The sequence below is a fragment of the Brevibacillus panacihumi genome, assembly GCF_003710985.1.
GTDB lineage: Bacteria > Bacillota > Bacilli > Brevibacillales > Brevibacillaceae > Brevibacillus > Brevibacillus panacihumi.
In genome coordinates, this window is record NZ_RHHT01000086.1 from 1 (window position 1) to 16,045 (window position 16,045).

The following is a 16,045-nucleotide window of genomic DNA, read 5'->3' on the forward strand; positions in this document are numbered from 1 at the left end:
GATCGGCGAAATGCCCCTCGAAATGCAGGTCAAGCTGCTGCGTGTCCTGCAAGAAAAAGCCTATTATCCCGTTGGCGGCACGAAAAAAATGGAAGCAGATTTTCGGGTGGTCGCCGCTACCAATCGAGATTTGGCATCGCTCATCGCCGAAGGAAAGTTTCGCGAGGATTTGTACTATCGATTAAACGTGTTCAGTCTGACCATCCCGCCGCTCCGGGAACGAAAAGAAGACATCATTGAACTGTTTCAGTTCTTTTTGTACGAATTTTCCCTGCAATACAACCGCCCGATTCAACGTATTTCCCCTAACCTGATGCATTACCTGCTAAAATACCACTGGCCGGGCAATATCCGGGAACTGCGCAATACGGTGGAGCGGCTGGTCGTTTTTGCTACAGACGGGATGATCAACGAAGAGCACCTCCCTTTCTCTCTGTCATCAATGCCCAAAGCGAATTCGGCTCCATTTCATTCGAACCCGCAGAATCTGCGGGAGGAGCGAAATCAAAATGACCGAAAAATGATCCTGCACGCACTGGAGCTGGAGAACGGAAACAAACAAGCTGCTGCGAAAAGACTGGGAATCTCTCGAAAGACTCTGTACAACAGAATGCATAAATTAAATATACCGATTCGATAAAAGGAACATGTTTCCACCACATTACAAATTTCCGAAAAACATGTCGAGAAATACTTCTCGGCATGTTTTTTGCATTGGGAGTTGGTGTGATCATTCCTTTTTAGGATTTACTACAATAAGGAGGAATCGTGTGATGGAGTCAGATCCAATCATCGTCTGCCGTTGTGAAGAGGTCACATTGCAGGAGTTACATGAGACAGCAAAATCCTATCAGTGTTCCTCTCGCGAACTGAAACTGAGAACGAGAGCCGGGATGGGATACTGTGGAGGTCGGACGTGCCGAAATCTGATTGACATGATTGTCAATGAGGTAACCGGAAAATCGCCTGGGCATTCCATTCCGCTCGGATACCAACCTCCTGTTCGCCCCGTAACTTTTGGTCTCCTTGGAGGACACAAATGACAGGTAGAATTGAACATCACCCTATTCTTGGATCCTTGGAGAATCGCAAACAAATCCTCTTTCACTTTGACGGCAAAACCTATACTGCCTGCGAATCGGAAACCATTGCCGCCGCGTTACTGGCCAATGGCGTACGTACGTTGCGTGTTCACGAAGAAAAAGGAACTCCGCGCGGCATTTACTGCAACATCGGACATTGTTTCGAATGTCGTGTAACAGTAAACGGTGTGAAAGGCATACGCGCATGCCTCACGCTTGTTGAAGAAGGCATGAATGTCGAATCAGGCGTCCAGCTGCCTGTTCCTTTTAAGGAAGGAGGACACCAGAAATGACGGATGTCCTGATCGTGGGGGCAGGTCCAGCCGGACTTTCAGCAGGCATAGCCTGTGCGCAGCATGGTCTTCAGGTAAAAATTGTCGACGAGTTTCCTCGCCCTGGCGGCAGACTACTGGGACAACTCCATGAAGAGCCCGACGGCACTTGGTGGAACGGTATGGAAGAAGCCAAACGTCTGTTGGAACAGGCTGAGAAGCTTGGAGTGGATATCGACTGCGGTGTATCTGTCTACGACGCGGCAAAAACAAAAGAGGGCTGGAGTGTCTCTAGTTCCCATGGAAACTTCGAGGTGCCGAAACTGCTTCTCGCCACCGGAGCGGCTGAAATGGCCCTCCCTCTGCCTGGCTGGACTCTTCCAGGCGTCATGTCCATTGGGGGTGCTCAAGTCATGACCAATGTTCATCGAGTAAGAGTGGGGGAGCGCGGCATTGTCGTAGGTGTTAACATATTATCTGTTGCGATCGCACGCGAACTGCAATTATCGGGAATTCATGTCGATCGAATGGTGCTTCCCGCCCAAAATCCTGTAACCAGGGATGCAGGAAATCCTGAGAAGGTCTTTCAGTCCATGTTGCGTGTGGCCCACCTCGCACCATCCACCTTTATGAAACTTGGCAGCAAACTGCTAAAATCAAAAACCATGCAAAAGCTGGCACTCCAATTCTTGCCGGGCATCGGCGGTATTCGCATGTGGGGGATCCCCATACAGCTAAAAGCAGCCGCTTTGGAGATTATCGGCGACAAACAGGTGGAAGGTGTCAAAATAGTGAAAATCAACGCCAAAGGAGCGCCGATTCCTGGCACTGAAAAAGTGATTCCGGCCGACTTCGTCTGCATTGCCGGCGGACTTTATCCACTGGTTGAACTTGCAGCGGTGGCAGGCTGTCCGTTTGCTTACCTCCCGGAGCTTGGCGGGCATGTACCTTTGCATAACGAACGAATGCAGACACCTGTCGAAGGACTTTACGTTGCTGGAAACATCACAGGCATTGAAGGTGCCAAAGTGGCAGCAGCCCAAGGAACGGTTGCCGGCCTCTCGATCGCCGATGAGTTTGGAAAGCTTCCTGAAAAGAACCTGCTGTCAACAGCGATTGAAACGGTGGAAGTTGTCCGGCAAAACGCTACGATCCAATTCCATCCCTGTATTGCGCAAGGACGGGCAACTGTCAAAAACATGTCCGCACAACACAAATCCGATGCGTAGCACTGCGACTACGTGTAATCCTGCAACCTTTTCAACCCAAAATGGGGCTGTCCAGAAAGTCAGTGAAAACGGAGTTTCGGTGACAACCCCACTTTGACTTTTTTTCTGAATAGCGACCAACTGCCACGAGCATGCTGCCCGTGGTTTTTTCTTACCCCGAATGGGCTGTCAAATCAATGGTTTTCGCCATTCATCGGTTCCAAACCGGTGTCAACCTATCGAGTCACGAGCGACGGTCATGGAAACGGACAAAACGAAGCGTGGGGGGCAGATGAGCATGAAAACGCTTGTCGCTGAACTGTACGAATTTTGTGCAAGCCAAACATTTGTTCACTGACAGATTATGTCATCCGGCGCGGTAAACTGAATTTAACAATGCCGTTCGAGTCCGCACTGCTTTCGGATGAATCGGTTGAAGCTTGTCTTCAAAGAGAATTGCGTGAAGAGATGAACATTGAAATGGGAATGTAAATTTTTTTGTGTAAATGGATTTTAACAGGTGGATGGTTACATTAACGGCTTTACATGGAGGGGCGGGCGTGATAGGCTTGTTTGCCATGCGATGCATATTTTACTGGCATCGCCCAATCGCAAGAAATCATGCCCGCAGAGGCTCCATGTCAAGCCGACTCAACAGTTGATTATGCGGACAGTTCCCCTTGCAATCGATCTCCAAAATGGATGGCAAGTTGTGATATACATTCTTTCCAATTCCGAATCGGCATAGTCCACTTCTTCGATGCCTCAACAGTAGCAAGATAAATGATTTTCCGTAGAGCAACGTCGGATGGAAAAGCTGTTTTGGTCTTTGTGACTTTACGGAGTTGTCGGTGATATCCCTCGATGATATTCGTTGTATAAATCATCTTGCGTATCTCTGGGGGATAGCTAAAATAGGCGGTCAGTTCGAGCCAGTTATTTTCCCAGGAGCGAATAATGGGTATTTCTTTCCCCCACTTGTCTTTGAATGCAGCAAATGTTGATTCAGCCTCTTCCAACGTAAGGGCTTGATAGACTTTCTTTAAATCTGCCAAGACAGCCTTTTCTTCCTCGAACGGTACATATTTCATAGAGTTGCGAATCTGGTGAATGACGCACAGTTGAATCTGGGTTCTCGGAAAGGCAGCGTTGATCGCCTCGGAAAAACCAGAGAGTCCATCCTTGCAGGCGATCAGAATGTCTTCTACACCACGGCTTTTCAGATCTGTACACACATTTAGCCAGAAACTGGCACTTTCATGCTCCCCGATCCAAATGCCCAAAATGTCCTTATGCCCAGACATGGTAATACCAAGGACGCTGTATGCCGCTTTGTTGACGATTCGATTTTCTTGACGAACTTTAAAATGGATGGCATCAAGGAAAACAATGGGGTACACCCGATTAAGCGGTCGGCATTGCCATTCCCACCATCGGCATGATCTTGTCTGTTACTTTGCTTACCATTGCAGGTGAGACATCGATCCCATACAGATCCTTCATGTGTTCCTCTATGTCTCGTGTTGACATTCCTTTGGCGTAGAGTGCGATGATTTGTTCTTCCAAGCCATTAACCGTGGTCTCATGCTTCTTCACAATGTGAGGTTCAAATTCACCATTTCGGTCACTGGGCACACGAATTTCTGTATTACCGAACTTTGTTTTGCTATACCCATTCCGACTATTTCCCGTATGATCGCCATCGGCACTATGTTTCGCATAGCCCAATGGTCATCCATTTTCGCTTCAAATAACTGCTGGATCGTGTCACGAAAGAGGTTCTTGAGCATCTCGTGAACGTCTTCGATGGTACGGCAATCCTTTGCTAATTCCTTAATTGTCAAGTCTCTTTTGTCTTGCATAAATGATCATCTCCTTAATGGAAAGTTTAACCATTTACACAAAACTTTTTACGCTCTCTTTCATTTCCAATTCGCAGGAGAATCTTTGACCATTACCGGCTCGGATACGGATAACACCATCCAGATTACGGAAGAAAACAATTGCTCATCATCTAAACCGTGCGCGATCGTCGTACCGGCTCGAATATTCCTGGACATTGTGCGTAAGCTGCCGGCAGGTGAGATCCAGCTGAAAATTGGAACAAATGAGATCTCCATCTCTGCAGGGAAATCGACTTTCGAGATTAAGACAATGGAAGCGGATGAGTACCCTTCTTTTCCATTTGACGATACAGGCGTTTGTGTTGAGATCCAAGCATCGGATTTGGCAAATGGGTTACGTTTGGGATACGCATGCGCGGTATCGACTACGCGTCCCACTCTGCAGGGAATCCATATTTTTGGCAAGGAAAAGGCAGTAACGTTCGTTGCAACGGATGCTCATAGGCTGGGGTCGTGGACCGTTCAGTTGGAACAAGAGATCTCGTTACCCAAGATGATTCTACCAGCGAGAGCTGCTGAGGAGATGATCAAGCTGATTGAGAATGCGACCGATAAGGTCACCATCCACTGCACAGAAAACTCGTTACGATTGTCTCACCAAAACGTGACATATGTGTCACGACTGATTTCGGGTACCTATCCGGATACATCCAAGGTAATCCCGACCAATTTTTCCACCACATTTGTGGCAAATCGGGATGAACTAGTCAAGGTGCTGGAGCGGGTGAGTATCGTTTCCAAGGAAGGAAAAACCAATATGTGTCGCTTGCAGGTGATCCCATCCGCAATACCTTCTTTGCTCATTTCGGCCAGCCAGGAGGGAATGGGAAAAGTACAGGAGGAAGTGTTTATCTCGGATCTCGAAGGCGAGATGTTTGAGATGAAGTTCAGCACGAAGTATCTTCTGGAAGCGTTACGCCATATGAAGGCCAAAGAAGTCATGTTTCAAGCATCAGGAGCAAATGCACCGATTATCATCCGGCCAACAGGTAATGAACCAGGGTTTGCCTTGATTCTACCTGTGCGGTCTGCATAATTTACAGAGCAGAAGGGGATTTCATTCCCCTTCTGTGTTTTTGAAAGGATGCATGAGCGATGAAGAAAAGGAGATTTTCGACTGTTGAGTTCCTAAAACAACTCCAGGAGCGCAGCATCCCATCAAAAATTCCACGTCTGCAAACTCCTGGTATGTTTCGCATTGTCGAATATCTGTATGCCGGTGCCGATGCATCAGAAGTCGATTTCGACAGCTTCACACTGGACGAACTGGATTACGTATACAATGAAGCTCACGCGCTGTATTCAATGGAGGACATCTATGATGAAGAGACTGAGCGGGCCAATTGGTACAACGTGATCTATGAGTATGTCAGGAGCACGCAGAACATTTACACACTGCTTCATTCTAGGAAGAAACAGTATGCAGAAGAAGACGATTTTATCTGAGGGAGAGCGTTGAGATGTTTAGTATCGAGGATTGCCAAGTTATTCAGTCGTCCATGGATAATTTGCTTTCGTTAAAGCTCCTTCACGATGCTGGATACCGGGTATCCGACATGGGGCACTGGGTAACGGATTACGCCTATGAGAACGTCGGAGGCGATATCTTTTTTATGGCAATGGAGCGGCTGTTTGGTGCCTGCGCGGAGGAACAAGATGAAGAAGGGGCATATGACATCAGGAAGTTCGTTATCCTTTGTCCAGACGTCGAAGAACTTCTTGGAATGTTTACAAAGGAATGGGTTGAACGACAGCTTACCTGGAACAAGAGGGTTATCTGCGACTGGACCGGGGCTGAGATGATGATTGAACTGACAAAAGTAGGTTTCCTTATAGAGATCCACGAAAGTCCGTTCTTTTTCAATCAGTTCGTCCAAGAACTCATCCAGATCAGGAAGTCAATCGATCAATTGTTGGTGTATGCCCAATATCTAAAAGGAAGCAGAGGTGCGAAGCATGCTGCATTATACCGTGAAGTTCAGTGATGACTTTACGCAGCATACACCATACTGCACTGTCTGCGTAACCTCATCAGAAGGTGTTCAGATTGACGAATATGTAATGAGTTTTGATGATTTTGTCGAGTCCATCCGAAATTCTGAATCGGAGAATCTTAAGCCACTGAGAATTCTTGGGGTTCAAAAACGGAAACGACTCAGGAAAATCATCGGAAAGAAACGGATAAAAAACCCGGCGAGATGTATTGCGACTCCTACCTTGCCCGTCAACTGCGTTAAACATATCTGGGTGGATCGTGTGCAGAAGATCCAGTTGGTGTTTATCGAGGTGCCGAAAGGAAAATGGGATATTGCCTATTATAACACCGCTTTTGAACAAGTGGGATTCCCGCGGATGTTGTTTGGATACCGAATTCAGGATGGTCGAATTCAACAGCTGCACATCCTGGCAGTCAAGGACAAGGGGAGGATTCGCGAGGACACCGAACTATACAAATTTCCTTACGCGAATGTATCGAATGGTGTGGTTTGTATGGGGGGAAATGTGCTGCCGGTAATCAAAGACTTGGCCCAACTTGCTACCATGCACCAGGTCTTTTTTGCGGCTCCCAGTTCCACTTGCTATTACGACACGAAACGGAACGAATCCGGGTTCAGTGATTTGCGAGAGTTATACAATCGCATGCAAGGGCAGGATTTTCCAGAGGAATGGTTAACATCCAAGCAACAAACGTTTGGCCAATACTGCCAAGGATTGTAGATCAAAGACTTTAGCGAAAGCTGCAGTCTTTATTTTATTGAAAAGATTACACGAGGAGGAATCAAAACATGACTGACAAACTGTATCAAGAAACCTTGTTCAGTTTTCTGGGAGAAGGGGAACCGGAGGCCATCCAGGACACAGGAAAAGGCAAAAGGACAACGGCAACCAATAAATCACGAGTGGCTTCCAAGGCCCAAAAGACAACGTCTGAATCTGCCACGAAAAGTAAACCGGAAACATGGGAACTAAACACCGAGACGATCATCCGGTATGGCGGGGAGAACATTCCTCTGACCGATTACTTTACGCTCGAAGAAATCACAAATGGTCTTCAAGACAGTTCTCCAACTGATGAACAAACCAGCATCGAAGAGAAGTTGAGGAAAATTACCGGCGAAGACGTGCGGAAACGGATGGAGAACGACTTTGGCGAATTAACCGAAGAATTAACGACGATGACATTCAACAAGGAAAAGAATATGATCATTCCGGTTCTAACCGCACGTAAAAAGGGTAGCGGGATGATTTTGGATCGCCGATATGGTGTATACCTCCGATTGGAAGATGCTGTGGCAAACCGACGGTCCAACATGTATGTTCCCGGAGCTGACGGTCATATGTACCATATCCGCGAAACAGAAGCGCTAACGATCTGCAAAAAGGCACGGAAGGTTCCCAGTGTTCCAGCGTTGGTGGAAGGCGTGCGCCTCAAATTCCCCAGGATTCCCTGGGGGATTCTGACGCAGTTTTTGATAGTTGCCCGTCACTTCGCCCGGACATACAGCTCTGAGATTCACGGTGAGATATATTGGGATGGGCAAGGTTATCAATTGGTGATCCCGGCGCAGATCGTTAGCAAGCACATGTGCGAGCCGATTGAACAAATCTTTGATGAGAACCACGTCAAAGTAATGGAAATTCATTCGCACAACACGATGGACGCCTACTTTTCTGCCCAAGATGATCGCTCCGAGCAGGCTCCGATCCTCTACGCGGTTGTGGGAAGGGTGCTGGATTTCTTCCCGCAAATCCTGGTGAGAACGTGTCTGGACGGGGAGTATCTGATCATCAATCCCCATATCGTCTTTGAATCACCGTTGGAGTCTCCGACGAGCCTGGACTTTCCTCAAGTGTCCGTGAAAGGAGCGGGAGACGATGATACGGTTTAACGAACGGAAGAAGATCTTTTACTATATTGTTCAGATCGGCGCAGGCGCAAATGGCGGATATATTCTGCAGCAATGCGCTCAAATGATGAATATATTCAAGGTACAGGGGTTTTACCTGGTGGCCGATCCGGATACGGTAGAACAAAAGAATTTGGCTAATCAACTCTTTATACCAAAGGATGTCGGACAGAAGAAAGCTGCGGTACTGGCTAACCGGTACCGCAGCCATTATCAAGTGCCGATCGCTGCATTTGATGAACGGTACATTGAGGATGAAAGAACGTTAGACCGGCTGTTTCAGTTCACAGATTATCGCGGATGTTACAGGTGGGACACGTTTTTTCTTCCGATTTTGATCGGCGCGGTGGATAACAATTACACGCGCCAGGTCATGCACAGTTACTTTCTCAGTCAAGAGAAGCTGCTCTACATCGATGTGGGAGTCGAGTCTGCCTGGGTTCCACAAGACGGACGGTCGCGTGAAGAGTGGACGGAGGAGGAGCGGCAGCGCCACGCCAATACAGGATGGACGGGACAAGTGGTGGCCGGGCTCAGATTAAACGGAAAAACTGTTCTGGAACCGGTGGCCTGCCGCTTCCCGGACATTTTAGAGGATGAGGACGAGATCGCTCCCTCTGAGATGGCTTGCTCGCAGATGATCGCGGCCGAGCCACAGCGGTTAATTACTAACCGGTTTGCGGCGCAGGCGGTGGCTAGTTATTTGAATGAACTGTTTGGGGAGAGCTCCTTGTCTACACACGTGACGTTCTTCCACGCGAAGAAATTGTACATGCGTGGGGAAAGGATTGTTGATGGGTGAGTGTCCAGATTGGGCACTCTTTTTTTGTTTTGTTAGAAATTCTTGCAGTTTCAGTTAATCGGACTGGTATCCCGTCAGTGCTATTGATTGACTCAAACCTACTCAGGGCAGCGTTGCTCGTGGTCATGAAAAAGCTCCCTCACGCTGTTGTAGGCACGAACAGGTAGATAAAGGTAACTACACCAGGGTAATAACAAGTAAGCTGTTGGTTGTTTGAGCGAGTAGGGTACATCCATAGCGTTTAAAGCGTAGCCAATTTCTTGCCAATAGACGGGATTAAAAGGATTTTTCCATAAGATTACGCTCCTAAGTCGGTGGTAACGCACATGGGCATGACTCGTCAGGGCCTTACCTCCGAAGAAAACGAAAAAGTTAAACTATTACAGCCCTCCTTCGGAGAGATTCGGGGAGGGGATTTTTTCTCCTTAATACCATTTTTTCGTCGAACAGTGTAGAATTTTTTTTGTAGATTTATAGGAAAAATTGTTATAAAATCCATTTTAGTTAATTAATTGTAAAAAATGTATAGGAGGATTGCGATGAAGTTTTCACTGTTTAGTCGTTTACTTACTTTTTTGGTCGCTGTAGCTTTGCTAATTACTTCTCCTTTAAACAGTCATGCATTAGCCGCAACTTCCAAAAAAGAGGCACAACAATTTAATATTGATCGTGTTGCAGAGGTTATTCTAGTTTCACTTGACGGGAAAAAAATTGAGACAACTTTTTATGTGACTGAAGGAACCGAGATAGATGAATCTACTTTCGATTCGTTAGGAAAGGGTTATAAGCTTAAGGAACTAGAAATTAGAAAAATAGGTCCTGATGGATTCGATATTCAGGAATTAATTAAGTCAAACAAATCTGCTTTGTCTGCGGACACAGAAGATGGTGTAATTAAACCTCTATGGGTAGAAACTGCATTTGATGTTGGTAATTTCATGATGTCTTTAGCTGACTTTAGGGCTGAACCTTCTGTTTGGAATGGCTTTAAAGTAGTGTTTGATGGTGCATCAGTAGTTTTCCCCGGCGTTCCAGCAATTTCTGGCGTAGAGAGAATGATAAAAGCCAGTAAGACATTAAAACAATCACTACAAATTGGAGTGAAAAGCTTTCGTGACTTAAAGAAAGATAGTGTTCCATCTGGGTGGCATCGCCATCATATTTTTGAGAAAAGGTTTGCAGATCGTCTAGGTACAACGGAGAATGATTTGTTTGCAATTGCAATTCCAAAAGATTATCACAATATAATTACTCAAGCATTAAGAAAGGAAATCCCATATGGTGCAAACTATCGGGATTACAGCCGTTCTGAAATAATTCAAGCGCACATAGACGTGTATAGAGATTTATGGCAAGAATACGATGATGAAGTTTACGAATTCTTGTATAAATTTGCCAGAGAAAAACAACATAGTATCCGGTAATTTAAACGCTCCACACCTTATTGGTGTGGAGTTATAATAATATATAGAACTGGAGGTGAAGTAATGAAAATAAAGGTGCATTTTACGTTTCGTGTGTATGATCTGAAAACCAAATTTAAAATTGATCAAATTCTAAATTCTTTGATCAAAGATTTTGTTGTACCGGAACCTGATATAAAAAATGATGATGTTTATGTTCGGTATAAGTTTGAAGTCGTTTACGATAAATATTTAATTGAATCGATATTAGAGAAGCTTAACTCTATATACGAAGATTCTTTAGGAAGTAAAAAAATGTCATCTACCTTCCGGGATTTCCGATATATATATGAATATACGGATGATGAGATGGAAAATGCTGAATTGTATAGAATCACTTCCATCGGTAATAGGCCGGAATTATATGTATCTAACAAAACAAAATATGAACTAAAGCCATTTTGTCCAAAATGCTCAAGATATGAACGAATCATAAAAGATGAATTAATGTTCAATACATTCGTCCTTAAAAAATCCCCATTAGTTTTTGTCAACGACTATATGGTTATTTCTCAGGATCTTGCAGAAAAATTTAGGGAGTGGAACCTATCAGGTTATGAATTACGAGAGGTAAGGCATAAAGGATCAAAACCAGGGCAAAATGCCTTTCAAGTTATCCCAACCAATATCTTACCACCCCAAACATCAACTGCTCCATTAAGTGATGACCCTCAGATAAAGATGCGAAAATGCCCTGAATGCGGTGTTGTAGAGCATTTGCAGCTACCTTATGTCTATGATAAGAAAGCCATTCATTTCATGCAGGATTTTAATGTAACGTATGAATATTATCCCATTAATGACGACACAGTCATTCGAGATATGTTAATAAGTAAGAAGGTAATTAGGTTACTAGTTGAACAAGGAATTGCGAATATTAAAACATCGTCTAATGATAATAATTGGACTCTTGTTCCAGTTTTGACGAACACCACACTTTAAACAACCGTTTATTCTATACGATCCGTCTTCGTTATTAGAGACTGGACTGTAAAAACTTTCGTATTAGGTGGTCAGCCAGAAAAAATCTGGCTGGCCGTTTTTTGTGAAAATAGCTGTAAGATGACGATAGCCGAGTAGAACGATCCATAGTTAGGGCTTGCTGAACGAATAAAAAATTGAGAAACGACAAAGGTTTTGCCTCGTTTTCATCGAAATCATGTGCAAGGAAATCGACGATTTCCCTTCAAATTTCTTGCACATGGAGCGGATCTGAATGTACGAATTTCTCTCTCATCGTGAAAATCAACTGCTTCTCCCCGATGATTTTTTCTTGCCGTTTGGCGGCAAGTTGAGTAAAGAAAATCGCTGGGTCAAGTTGGCTCGGTTGGTACCGTGGGCACATGCAGAGAAAAAGTATGCCAAGTCCTTCCGCAAATCGTTTCGTGGACAAAAGGCCGTTTCCATCCGTGTCGCCCTCGGGGCACTCATCATTCAGGAACGTTTGCAACTGTCGGACCGGGAAACGGTCCAGCAGATTGTCGAAAACCCGTATCTGCAATACTTCATCGGGCTGGAAGGCTATCAGGATCATCCACCGTTCCACCCGTCGCTCATGACGCATTTTCGCAAACGTTTAGGCGAGCAAGTTCTCCGCGAAATCAACGAGATCATCGCGGTCGAGGCCGCCAAATCGACACCAGATTCCGACCGTGACGATGAACCGAAATCCGGTAGAAAATCCAAAGGTAAACGTACGACCAAGCGTCACTCAACATCCGAGGAAGATCCGAACCAGGGTGTCTTGTTGCTGGATGCCACATGTGCCCCGGCGGATGTGGCGTACCAACCGATTTGAACTTGCTGAACGAGGCGCGTGAGAAACTGGAGGAGATCATCGATACGTTACATGCTCCACAGATTGGTCGTGCCCGCAAACCACGGACTTATCGGGATCAAGCGCGAAAGGAGTACCTGGCCGTGGCCAAACAACGTCGTGCAAACGGCAAGGTGATTTGTCGAGCGATCGGCAAGCAGCCCCTAAGTAGATATTTGGTAAGATGATAGGGAAGGAGGGAGCAAACCGTGATCATAGCCACGAAACTTCATATTCCCCGATCACGAAGCCCGCTTGTTGTTCGTTCCAGACTCACCCATCGTTTGCATGAAGGGCTGGATCGTGCACTTACCTTGATCACAGCGCCTGCCGGGTATGGCAAAACCACCTTGTTGGGCGAGTGGGTGACGACGCTGGAAAAGCCCGTCGCCTGGGTCTCTCTTGATCAAGCGGATAATGATCGCATGCGTTTCTGGGCACATACCGTTGCGGCGCTTAAACAGGCCTATCCGTCTTTTGACGAACAGGCTGTGCTTCGTCATGCCGTGGAAGATCCATCGGGGTTCTCACTGATTGCCACGCTCGTCAACGGGCTTCATCGTATACCGCAAACGACGGTGCTCGTATGGGATGACTTTCATCACATCGAGGAAGCGTCCATATTCAAGGGAGTCACTTATCTGCTGGAACGCTTGCCGTCACATGTTCATCTCTATCTCGCAAGCCGAAACTTCCCATCGTTGCCCCTCTCGAGAATACGGGCGGGAAATGGGTTGAACTGGCTGGATGCGAGAGATCTCCGCTTCTCTTCGGATGAAACGACTGAATTTTTTGCGAAGTGCGGCGGTATGGACATGGCCATCGAAGACGTGGCTGTCGTACAAAAAAAGACGGAGGGATGGGTAGCGGCGATGCGATTGGCGATCTTATCGTTGCATGAACATGCTGATCCCGCATCGCTGGTCAGGAAGATGGCGGGAACGGAACGTGACATATCGGATTATTTTTTCGATGAAGTGTTATCCTATCAGTCTGAAACGATGCAGCAATTTTTGCTGCAAACGTCGATTTTAGATCGGATGACGGGCGAACTTTGTGAGGCGGTAACTCACATAGCCGAAAGCGATGCCTATCTGCAACAGTTAGACAGGGAAAGCTTGTTTCTTGTGGCTCTGGACGAGCGGCGGGAGTGGTACAGGTACCATCATTTGTTTCAGCAGTTTTTGAAGGCGCACCTGAAAAGGCGGGAGCCGCGGCGATGGCAAACCCTTCACATGGCAGCGGGAGAATGGCTAGAAGCGAACGGGTATCCTCGTGAAGCGGTGAATCATTACCTGGCGGCTACCAGTTACGAACATGCGCTTTCATTAATAGAGGCGATTACACCAGAGCTGATGGCCAATGAATGGACGACGCTCTGCACGTGGCTCAGCGCTATTCCCGATTCACTGTTATTTGCTAGGCCGATGATGCTTTTGACAAAGCTCGCTTCCCAGTACATGTCCGGGCATGTCGAAGCGGCCACAGTCGGGTATTGGCGAGCGGTTCGCAGGCTGGAAGAGGACACAGCTTCCCTTCATCCTTCTGAAGCCGAAACATTGCATGCAGGACTCGCTTTTCTGGCCGCATTTCGCACGTTTTTGGATCGTGATTTTGAATATGCCGTTCAATTTTCAAAGGAATATGTCGAGAAACAACCGGAAGGCAATCTCTTCATTGGATTCGGAAGCGACCGGGATGGCTATCATCCGCTGTGGGACATCTATGTGTCGGATGACGGCCTTCGACTGGCGGAACAGGTGGTAACGCCCTTGCTGTCGATTTGGTCCGGAACCCGAAACGTGTATTTTGTTGCTCATCTGTATATTGACTTTGGGAAAATGCAGTACGAACGAAATCGCTTGGTCGAAGCGGAAAAGGTGATGCGCCAAGCCTATGATATTGGAAGAACGCATCATAATATAAGCCTGATGACCATCGCGGCGCTATGGCTTGCTCGCATTGCCGTCGTGCAGGGAGACGAGGAGATGGCAGACGACAGATTACAAGAGTTAGCCAAACTAGCGTCTGTGAAGGCGAATCCCAATTTGTCCGGGAAAATGGCCTTGTTCCGAGCCATGCAAGGCTGGATGCGTGGGGAAGAGAAACCGGTGAGACAATGGCTGAGAAAGAGCGGCTTGCGATTTCAGGATGAGATTCCGGTATCCATGATCAAGGAATATGATCTGCTGGCTGCTATACTGGCAGAGCAGGGAAAAATCGAGGAAGCTGCATCTTTAACGGAGCGTCTCCTCTTTGTTGCTGGAGAAACAAGACGGCAAAGCGATTACATTCGCCTTCTCGTTCGTAAGAGCAGAATTTTTTTTCTTCAAGGAAGGATTACAGAATGTATGGATGTATTAGAAGAAGCGCTTGCATTGGCGTGGCCCGAAGGATATATCCGAACCTTTGTTGACGAAGGGAATGCCTTTGGGCAAATATTGGATCGATATATCCGACTGCGTCAAAATCAACATCGCCGCCCCAGTCATAAGGTGCCTTTATCCTACGTGAAACGATTGCTCAGACTGTTCCCGCCACTTGAAAAGGAAGCCAGCATTCCCCCAGAAAGAACGGCGGTTGCTTTAACAGCCAAAGAACAATGTGTGCTTCGTTTGATGGGAACAGGGATGTCCAATAAAGAAATAGCACTGAAACTGAATGTTTCCCTGGCAACCATAAAAACACACATTAACAATATCTATGGGAAATTACAGACGAATAATCGATTGCAAGCGCTGGAACGAGCCAGAACACTACAGTTGTTCTGACCCGTTCCTCTTTTTTTGTATAAATCATCTCCACCTCCCTGCTCAACCTTTTTGATCTTTTGTGCCAGGCAGGGTTGATCACAAAGGGATTTGGAAGTTAGTATAATGAGTTGGATAAAGCTATGAAGTGAGGGCAGGAGGATGATGAGGAGATGAATGTTTTAAAGATAAGGCAAATGAACATACCGAAGCGTTACAACGTGACCAGGATTGGTTTACTCATGCTGACTATACTTTTCGCATGGTTGGGTACAGACACTAAAGAGGCAACAGCAAGTGAAAGTGATTATGAATATCAGGAGATTGCCGGTGGTGTAGAGATTACGAAATATGTGGGCACGGCGAAAGATATAACGATTCCGGATACGTTAGGCGGTAAGGGCGTTATACGAATAGGAAATACAGCTTTTCGTAATAAAGATCTGACAAGTGTGACGATTCCGGACAGTGTGACGACCGTCGGGGAATCCGCATTTGCATCCAATCAACTCGAGAGTGTGACGATTCCGGACAGTGTGACGAGTATTGGGAGGTGGGCATTTCAAAACAACCGACTCAAAAGTGTACAAATCGGGAACGGTGTGACGAACATCGAGACTTCCGCATTTGCATCCAATCAACTCGAGAGTGTGACGATTCCGGACAGTGTGACGAACGTCGGACATTACGCATTTAAATCCAATCAACTCGAGAGTGTGACGATCCCGGACAGTGTGACGAACATCGGGGATGGGGCATTTGATGACAACCAACTCGAGAGTGTGACGATCCCGGACAGTGTGACCAGCCTTGGGGAGGGGGCATTTCGAAACAACCGAC

14 protein-coding genes and 2 pseudogenes are annotated in these 16,045 nt (G+C 46.5%); 15 read left to right on the plus strand and 1 reads right to left on the minus strand.

Annotated features, from left to right (window positions below):
* From EDM58_RS25105 to EDM58_RS25120, 4 genes are all read left to right on the plus strand, one after another.
* Nucleotides 1-640: AAA-type ATPase lid domain-containing protein (locus EDM58_RS25105; protein WP_183187624.1), on the plus strand; the 640-nt coding region annotated here is incomplete at its 5' end.
* Nucleotides 641-773: 133 nt separating this feature from the next.
* The gene (locus tag EDM58_RS25110) at nt 774-1,043 is read left to right on the plus strand and encodes a (2Fe-2S)-binding protein (protein ID WP_122915768.1); all 270 of its coding nucleotides are present in this window, start codon (nt 774-776) and stop codon (nt 1,041-1,043) included.
* On the plus strand, nt 1,040-1,375 hold the full coding sequence (locus tag EDM58_RS25115; protein ID WP_122915769.1) for a (2Fe-2S)-binding protein: 336 nt from the start codon (nt 1,040-1,042) through the stop codon (nt 1,373-1,375). Before EDM58_RS25110 ends, EDM58_RS25115 begins: the two co-directional genes overlap by 4 nt.
* Entirely contained in the window at nt 1,372-2,583 is a 1,212-nt protein-coding gene (locus EDM58_RS25120; RefSeq protein ID WP_122915770.1) for an NAD(P)/FAD-dependent oxidoreductase, read from the plus strand. Before EDM58_RS25115 ends, EDM58_RS25120 begins: the two co-directional genes overlap by 4 nt.
* Before the next feature lie 641 nt (nt 2,584-3,224).
* Here the strand turns inward: EDM58_RS25120 and EDM58_RS25125 are convergent.
* Nucleotides 3,225-4,424, minus strand: a pseudogene (locus tag EDM58_RS25125) (IS256 family transposase).
* Between EDM58_RS25125 and dnaN the strand changes: the two are divergent.
* From dnaN to EDM58_RS25180, 11 genes and pseudogenes are all read left to right on the plus strand, one after another.
* Nucleotides 4,369-5,502: a DNA polymerase III subunit beta gene (gene dnaN / locus EDM58_RS25130; protein WP_122915771.1), complete on the plus strand. Its 1,134-nt coding sequence runs from the start codon at nt 4,369-4,371 to the stop codon at nt 5,500-5,502. The pseudogene EDM58_RS25125 and the gene dnaN overlap by 56 nt on opposite strands.
* 59 nt (nt 5,503-5,561) lie before the next feature.
* Nucleotides 5,562-5,912, plus strand: coding sequence for a hypothetical protein (locus EDM58_RS25135; RefSeq protein WP_122915772.1), 351 nt, complete (start codon nt 5,562-5,564; stop codon nt 5,910-5,912).
* Between the two features lie 14 nt (nt 5,913-5,926).
* Entirely contained in the window at nt 5,927-6,451 is a 525-nt protein-coding gene (locus EDM58_RS25140) for a hypothetical protein (protein WP_122915773.1), read from the plus strand.
* Nucleotides 6,423-7,184, plus strand: coding sequence for a hypothetical protein (locus tag EDM58_RS25145; protein ID WP_122915774.1), 762 nt, complete (start codon nt 6,423-6,425; stop codon nt 7,182-7,184). The genes EDM58_RS25140 and EDM58_RS25145 overlap by 29 nt, the downstream gene beginning before the upstream one ends.
* Nucleotides 7,185-7,252: 68 nt before the next feature.
* The gene (locus EDM58_RS25150; RefSeq protein ID WP_122915775.1) at nt 7,253-8,356 is read left to right on the plus strand and encodes a Mov34/MPN/PAD-1 family protein; all 1,104 of its coding nucleotides are present in this window, start codon (nt 7,253-7,255) and stop codon (nt 8,354-8,356) included.
* Nucleotides 8,343-9,176, plus strand: coding sequence for a ThiF family adenylyltransferase (locus tag EDM58_RS25155; RefSeq protein ID WP_122915776.1), 834 nt, complete (start codon nt 8,343-8,345; stop codon nt 9,174-9,176). The genes EDM58_RS25150 and EDM58_RS25155 overlap by 14 nt, the downstream gene beginning before the upstream one ends.
* A 539-nt stretch (nt 9,177-9,715) precedes the next feature.
* Nucleotides 9,716-10,600: a hypothetical protein gene (locus EDM58_RS25160; protein WP_024984344.1), complete on the plus strand. Its 885-nt coding sequence runs from the start codon at nt 9,716-9,718 to the stop codon at nt 10,598-10,600.
* Between the two features lie 63 nt (nt 10,601-10,663).
* Entirely contained in the window at nt 10,664-11,581 is a 918-nt protein-coding gene (locus tag EDM58_RS25165) for a hypothetical protein (RefSeq protein WP_024984345.1), read from the plus strand.
* A gap of 274 nt (nt 11,582-11,855) precedes the next feature.
* Nucleotides 11,856-12,616 (plus strand): annotated as a pseudogene (locus EDM58_RS25170) (transposase); the annotation flags it as partial.
* Nucleotides 12,617-12,664: 48 nt separating this feature from the next.
* Nucleotides 12,665-15,226 carry a winged helix-turn-helix domain-containing protein gene (locus EDM58_RS25175; protein WP_122915778.1) on the plus strand — a complete coding sequence of 854 codons (2,562 nt, stop codon included), beginning with the start codon at nt 12,665-12,667 and terminating at the stop codon, nt 15,224-15,226.
* Between the two features lie 221 nt (nt 15,227-15,447).
* Nucleotides 15,448-16,045: leucine-rich repeat domain-containing protein (locus EDM58_RS25180; RefSeq protein ID WP_183187626.1), on the plus strand; the 598-nt coding region annotated here is incomplete at its 3' end.